This window comes from Micromonospora sp. NPDC049799 (assembly GCF_040656655.1).
In the GTDB taxonomy this organism is placed as follows: Bacteria; Actinomycetota; Actinomycetes; order Mycobacteriales; family Micromonosporaceae; genus Micromonospora.
On the sequence record NZ_JBFAMU010000342.1, the window covers coordinates 1 to 5,363 of the forward strand.

The 5,363-nt window shown below is 72.8% G+C and carries 5 protein-coding genes and 5 tRNA genes; 6 read left to right on the top strand and 4 right to left on the bottom strand.

Going from position 1 to position 5,363, the window contains the following annotated elements; genetic code table 11:
• Positions 1 to 85: 85 nt before the first annotated feature.
• Together AB0I76_RS21585 and AB0I76_RS21590 are read right to left on the bottom strand one after the other, a co-directional pair.
• Positions 86 to 661: a TIGR03086 family metal-binding protein gene (locus tag AB0I76_RS21585; RefSeq protein ID WP_357038255.1), complete on the bottom strand. Its 576-nt coding sequence runs from the start codon at positions 659 to 661 to the stop codon at positions 86 to 88.
• A 50-nt stretch (positions 662 to 711) separates the two neighbouring features.
• Positions 712 to 1,314, bottom strand: a complete 603-nt coding sequence (locus AB0I76_RS21590; RefSeq protein WP_357038258.1) for a TetR/AcrR family transcriptional regulator — start codon at positions 1,312 to 1,314, stop codon at positions 712 to 714.
• A 278-nt stretch (positions 1,315 to 1,592) separates the two neighbouring features.
• Between AB0I76_RS21590 and AB0I76_RS21595 the strand changes: the two genes are divergently transcribed.
• From AB0I76_RS21595 to AB0I76_RS21605, 3 genes are all read left to right on the top strand, one after another.
• Positions 1,593 to 1,665 (top strand) — tRNA-Gly (locus AB0I76_RS21595).
• A gap of 34 nt (positions 1,666 to 1,699) precedes the next feature.
• Positions 1,700 to 1,770, top strand: a tRNA-Cys gene (locus tag AB0I76_RS21600).
• 12 nt (positions 1,771 to 1,782) lie between these two features.
• Positions 1,783 to 1,854: transfer RNA gene (locus AB0I76_RS21605), tRNA-Val, on the top strand.
• Between the two features lie 102 nt (positions 1,855 to 1,956).
• On the opposite strand, the gene AB0I76_RS21610 is transcribed toward AB0I76_RS21605, so the two are convergent.
• Positions 1,957 to 2,199 (bottom strand): DUF6458 family protein, encoded by a 243-nt coding sequence (locus AB0I76_RS21610; RefSeq protein ID WP_357038261.1) that lies wholly within the window; start codon positions 2,197 to 2,199, stop codon positions 1,957 to 1,959.
• Positions 2,200 to 2,387: 188 nt separating this feature from the next.
• Between AB0I76_RS21610 and AB0I76_RS21615 the strand changes: the two genes are divergently transcribed.
• Together AB0I76_RS21615 and AB0I76_RS21620 are read left to right on the top strand one after the other, a co-directional pair.
• Positions 2,388 to 2,460: transfer RNA gene (locus AB0I76_RS21615), tRNA-Gly, on the top strand.
• A gap of 46 nt (positions 2,461 to 2,506) precedes the next feature.
• Positions 2,507 to 2,581 (top strand) — tRNA-Val (locus AB0I76_RS21620).
• Between the two features lie 115 nt (positions 2,582 to 2,696).
• Here the strand turns inward: AB0I76_RS21620 and AB0I76_RS21625 are convergent.
• Complete coding sequence (locus tag AB0I76_RS21625; RefSeq protein ID WP_357038264.1) at positions 2,697 to 4,202, bottom strand: hypothetical protein; 1,506 nt, start codon at positions 4,200 to 4,202, stop codon at positions 2,697 to 2,699.
• A 219-nt stretch (positions 4,203 to 4,421) separates the two neighbouring features.
• Here AB0I76_RS21625 and AB0I76_RS21630 point away from each other — a divergent pair.
• Positions 4,422 to 5,363, top strand: a 942-nt coding sequence (locus AB0I76_RS21630; RefSeq protein ID WP_357038267.1) for an NAD-dependent epimerase/dehydratase family protein, incomplete at its 3' end; no start/stop codon positions are given.

The following is a 5,363-nucleotide window of genomic DNA, read 5'->3' on the forward strand; positions in this document are numbered from 1 at the left end:
GATCACGCCCTCCTGGAGGGCGGCGCCGAAGGTGATCGCCTTGTGCACCGAGCCGTACGCGGGCTGACCGCCGCCGTCGGCCGCGTCAGGGCGCCCACTCCGGGTCGCGGCCGAAGGCGGCGAGGAGGCGGTCCTGCTCGTCGGCGTCCTGCGGCACGTCCACACCCGGCGCCACCAGGTCGCTCTGCCGGTAGTCGGCGACCCGCCCGCCGAACCACCGCGCGCACTCGGCGACGGCGTCCGCGTCCAGCCGAGGGTCGGTTCCCGTCGCCACCGCCAGGTCCCACCCGTGCACGAGGTGCTCGGCGATGAGCTGGTGCAGGTACTCGTCGGCGGAGGTCGGGCCCGAGGAGAGCGCGACGGTGCCGTCCAGGGCCGCCGGGCGCGTGAAGGCCGTCTCCGCCTGCCCCGCCGCCTCGCGTGCGGCCCCGGCCGGGTCCTCGCCGAGCTGATCGCCGTCGTACCGGTCGCCGACCTCCTCGATGGTCCGGCCGGCGAGCAGCGCCACACTCCAGCGGTCCTCGGCGACCACGTGGTTGACGACCGTCCGGACGTCCCAGTCGGCGCACGGGGTCGGGTCCGACCACTGCCCGGGGCCGACCTGCGCCACCCGCTCGGTGAACTCGGCCAGGCTGCGGCGGTACGTCTCCAGCAGGTCCATGCCGCCGATTGTTCCGGCTGGCCCACCGCCTTCGTGGCGGTTCCCGCTGCTCAGTCCAGCTGCGCCGGATCGAGCCCCAGCTCCCGCGCGGTGACCAGGCGCACCCACTCGGAGAACTGGCGCCGCGAGATCACCCGGTCGTGCACCGCGAGCTGCACGGCGAGACCGTCCATCACCGCGCTGATCCGCCAGGCGGCGCCCTCCGGGTCCGCGCACTCGAAGGTGCCCTCGGCGACCCCGGCGGCGATCACCGCGGCCAGGTCCTGCCGCCACCGCAGGTCCAGCCGCCGGGAGACCTTCTCCAACTCGGGGGTCCGCAGCGACTCCGCCCAGCCGTCGATCCACAGGGACCAGGAGGTGGGCCGGCCGGTCGGGGTGTAGAGCTTCACGAGCCGGCGCAGCTTGGTCAGCGGCGGCGCGCTGGACCGCGTGACCGCGTCCAGCCGGGCGAGATCCTGCTCGACGGCGTACGCGAACGCCTCGGTGAGCATCCGGTCCTTGGTGACGAAGTGGTAGAAGACCAGGGCCTGACTCACCCCGGCGGCCTGTGCCACGTCGGCCGTCCGGGTGTTGGCCAGACCGCGCTCGACGATCACGTCACAGGCTGTGCGCAGCAGGGCATCCAGGCGGATCTCAGCCGCACGTCTCGTCACGACCGTCACCGTAACCCATCGATCCGAACACGAGGCGTTACCAACGCGGCGGATCAGGGCTCGCCTACAGTCGGAACCCGGACACTTGTCGCAACCCTCCCAACATGGTGAAATGCGTCGATCGGCTCGGACGTCCCGGCCCTGCCCACGCCCGTCGGTGCCGTCTCGCGGCCGGAGTGTCCGGTGTCACCGGGACGCGCCGGGTCACCCCCAAGTTGGCAACCGTCCCGCGGCTCGGCTAAAGTTCTCATCCGTCACCGGGGAACGCCCGGGGGCACGCGGACGTAGCGCAGCTGGTAGCGCATCACCTTGCCAAGGTGAGGGTCGCGGGTTCGAATCCCGTCGTCCGCTCGGAGCTGCCGCCACGCATGACGGGGGCAACCTCGGTGGGGTGGCCGAGAGGCGAGGCAACGGCCTGCAAAGCCGTGTACGCGGGTTCAAATCCCGTCCCCACCTCGGTAACAACGAGGGCGATTGGCGCAGTGGGAGCGCGCTTCCTTGACACGGAAGAGGTCACTGGTTCAAACCCAGTATCGCCCACAGGTACGAGAGGCCCGTCACCAAATCGGTGACGGGCCTCTCGTCTGTCCTGCCCGGGGTCGGGCCGACCGTCCAGCTCCGTCGGCCGTCCGACCGCCCGCCTCACAGCGGCGGGGCGACGTCCCGACGCTCCTCGACCCGCCGGTACTCCACCGGCTCGGCGGTGGTGACGACCTCGCGGCGGCGACGACCCCAGATCACCGAGGTCATGATCAGGCCGAGCACGCCGGCGGCCATGAGGATCCAGCCGACCACGTCGAGGTTGATGCCGCCGACGCTGGCGTCCAGGGCGAAGGTGAGGATCGCGCCGAGCGCGATCAGGAAGATGCTGGTGCCGATACCCACGACAGCCTCCTTCTCGAAAGGGTGTGGTGTGCTGTCGAGGATCGTCAGTACCCCGCCGCTCACCTGCGCAATCCTCCGGCCCGCCGGTCGCCGGGCCGCCGCACCGCGTCGGGGGAGTGGGGCCGGCGCGTCGCGCGATCTTGCCGTCGGGTACAGTTCTCCCTGTCGCCGACGCACGTCGGCGACACGCGGACGTAGCGCAGCTGGTAGCGCATCACCTTGCCAAGGTGAGGGTCGCGGGTTCGAATCCCGTCGTCCGCTCGCGATCCGCCCCGAGGCCCGGTCGACCGGGCAGGGCGGTGCCCACGGGCGATTGGCGCAGTGGGAGCGCGCTTCCTTGACACGGAAGAGGTCACTGGTTCAAACCCAGTATCGCCCACCAGGAAGACCACGAAGGCCCGTCACCGGTTCCGGTGCCGGGCCTTTCGCCGTCTCCGGTCCCGGTCCGCCGGCCCGGTCGCGGCGGCCGGGGTGCCGGCCGCCGCGACCGTACGGGGTCAGCGCACCGTCTTCGCCACGTACGCCGCCCAGGCCTTCTCGAACTCGTCGAACGACACCCCCAGCTCGTCGCGCATCGCGGTGCTGACACCGCTGCCCTGGTAGTGGGCGGCGACGAAGCGGATCACCTTCGCCTCGCCGTACCGCTCGGCCAGGTAGCCGATCGCCGAGTGCGCCAGCCAGTAGTGGTAACTGCCCTTGGAGTTCTTCGCCCACTGGGCGTTGGACGGCAACTGCTCCAGCTCACCGCGCTGCCGGAAGACGGGCCGCGACTCGTCGGTGCGCTCGCTGGAGATCCACGGGCGCCGGTCGTGGCCCAACCACTCGGCGAAGCCCTCGACCACCCACTGGGCGTGGCCGTCCAGGCCCGCCACACCCGGCTGAAGGTCGCTGAGCACGTTCGTGATCCCGTGGGCCAGCTCGTGCCGGAACAACGTGGCCTGCCGGTCGGCGCTGCCCTTCGTGAAGTGGTACTCGTCGGCCACGTCGATCACCACGCGGGTGGTGGCGACGTCCAGGGCGTCCACCGTCTCGCCGTCGATGGCCCCGACCGGGGGCACCGGGATCGCCACCCCGGACTCCAGGGGCGTCTCCCTGGTGGTGCGGTAGAGCGACCCCAGCTCCTTCCTGCCCTTGGCCAGGGTGATGACGAAGCCCTGCGGAACCTCGGCGGACACCCCGCCGCTTCGCCAGGCGGCGAGGTCGTCCGCCGCGGCCCGCTCCGCGACCGGCGCGAGCCGCCGCGCCTCCGCCCGCAGCGCCGCGTCGGAGATGACCAGCGTGTGCGGCGTCCGCTCGACGTGGATCTCCTCCCACATATCCCACGGCGCAGGGTGGTAGGTGGTCATGTCGCGACCCTCGTGACCCGGCATGCCGCCGGCCACGCCGGTGACCCGCAGCGGGGCGTCCTTCGCGGAGCGGGCCACCGTCCAGGCGTACAGCTCCTCGACGGGCTTCGGGTCGAACCCCTCGAACTGGTGCACGAACGAGACGATCATCGTGAAGGTCACGCCGGAACCGGAGTCGGTGAAGTCCCGCGAGATGAACTCCTTGAAGCGGCTCTCGCGCAGCGGCAGCTTCGTCAGGTTGCGGAAGAGGTTGGTCTGCTGCGTGACCAGCTTCCGGTCCGCCGGGTCGAACGGGGCCACGAACGCCTTCTCGTCCCGGTCGCGCAGCGCCCGGGTGTGCTCGTCCAGCAGACCCTCGATGTCCGCGTACGCGACCATGTCGTGGGGGCCGGCCCCGTCCGACCCGCCGTGCTTGTCGAGGTACGCGGACAGGGCGAACACCGACCCGACGACGAGCAGGACGACGACCAGTCCGGCGGCGCCGAGCCCGATCCAGAGCCCCCGTCGCGACCGCTTCGGCGCCGACGGCGGTGGCGCCGCCGGGCCGGCTGCCGGGTGAACCGGCGGGCCGTACCGGTACGCGCCGGGCGGTGGTGCCACCGGCGGGCCGTACGGCGGGGTGGGCGGTGGTGGAACGGAGGGGTGCCCCTCGGTCATGTCGGATCCTCGCTCGTGTCCGTCGGGTGGGGAGCGTCCGTGACCGAACCGCCCCCGAAACGGTGTCGACGGCCATTATTTCCGTCCACGTCCCCCGAGCTCTGCCCCGTCCCACCGCGACGGGCGCGCGGCGCACCCCGGGAGGGGTTAGCTGTCGGCAGATCCGCTCACCGTGAACATCGGGGCCCTCCGGCGTGGGCGACGGGCACAGTGGAGCGCATGAGACTTCTGGTGCTGGGCGGTACGGGGTTCGTGGGCGGGGCGACGGCGGCCGAGGGAGTGCGTCGCGGCTGGTCGGTGACGGTGTTCAACCGCGGGCTGCACGGGACGGCGCCGGCGGGCGTACACCGGTTGCGGGGTGACCGGACCGCGCCGGACGGCCTGGCCGCGCTGGCCGACGGCGAGTGGGACGTGGTGGTCGACACCTGGGACGGCGCGCCCCGGGTGGCGGGTGCCGCGGCGGCCGCGCTGGCCGACCGCGCCGGGAGGTACGTCTACGTCTCCAGCGGCTCGGTGTACGCCGAGCCGGTGACCCCCGGGTCCGACGAGGACGCGCCGACGGTCGACGCCGCGCCGGACGCGGACGAGGCGGACTACGCCCGCAACAAGTCCGGCGCCGAGCGTGCCGTCCACGCGGTCCTCGGGGACCGCGCGCTGCTCGCCCGGGCCGGCCTGATCCTCGGCCCGGGCGAGGACATCGGGCGGCTGCCCTGGTGGCTCACCCGGATCGCCCGCGGCGGCGACGTGCTGGCCCCCGGGCCGGCCGATCTGCCGCTGCAGTACGTCGACGTGCGGGACCTGGCCGCCTTCCTGCTCGAATCGCACGCCTCCGGCCCGGTGAACGTGGTCAGCCGGACCGGTCACGCCACCATGGGTGACCTGCTCGACGCCGCTGTGGCGGTGACCGGCTCCGACGCCCGGCTGCGCTGGACCGACCCGGACGCGCTCCTGGCCGCCGGTGTGGAGCCCTGGAACGACCTGCCGATCTGGATCCCGGAGGGGCACGAGTACCGCTGGTTGCAGGAGCGCGACGTCACCCGCGCGTACGCCGCCGGCCTCACGTGCCGGCCGGTGGCCGAGACGGTCGCCGACACCTGGGCGTGGCTGCGTGAGGTCGGCGCGGTGCCGCCCCGGGCGGGCCGGCCGCAGCGGGCCCCGGTG

Coding starts and splice junctions, on each gene's coding strand:
- AB0I76_RS21585 (WP_357038255.1), bottom strand. CDS start 661: ATGGACCTGCTGGAGACGTACCGCCGCAGCCTGGCCGAGTTCACCGAG.
- AB0I76_RS21625 (WP_357038264.1), bottom strand. CDS start 4,202: ATGACCGAGGGGCACCCCTCCGTTCCACCACCGCCCACCCCGCCGTAC.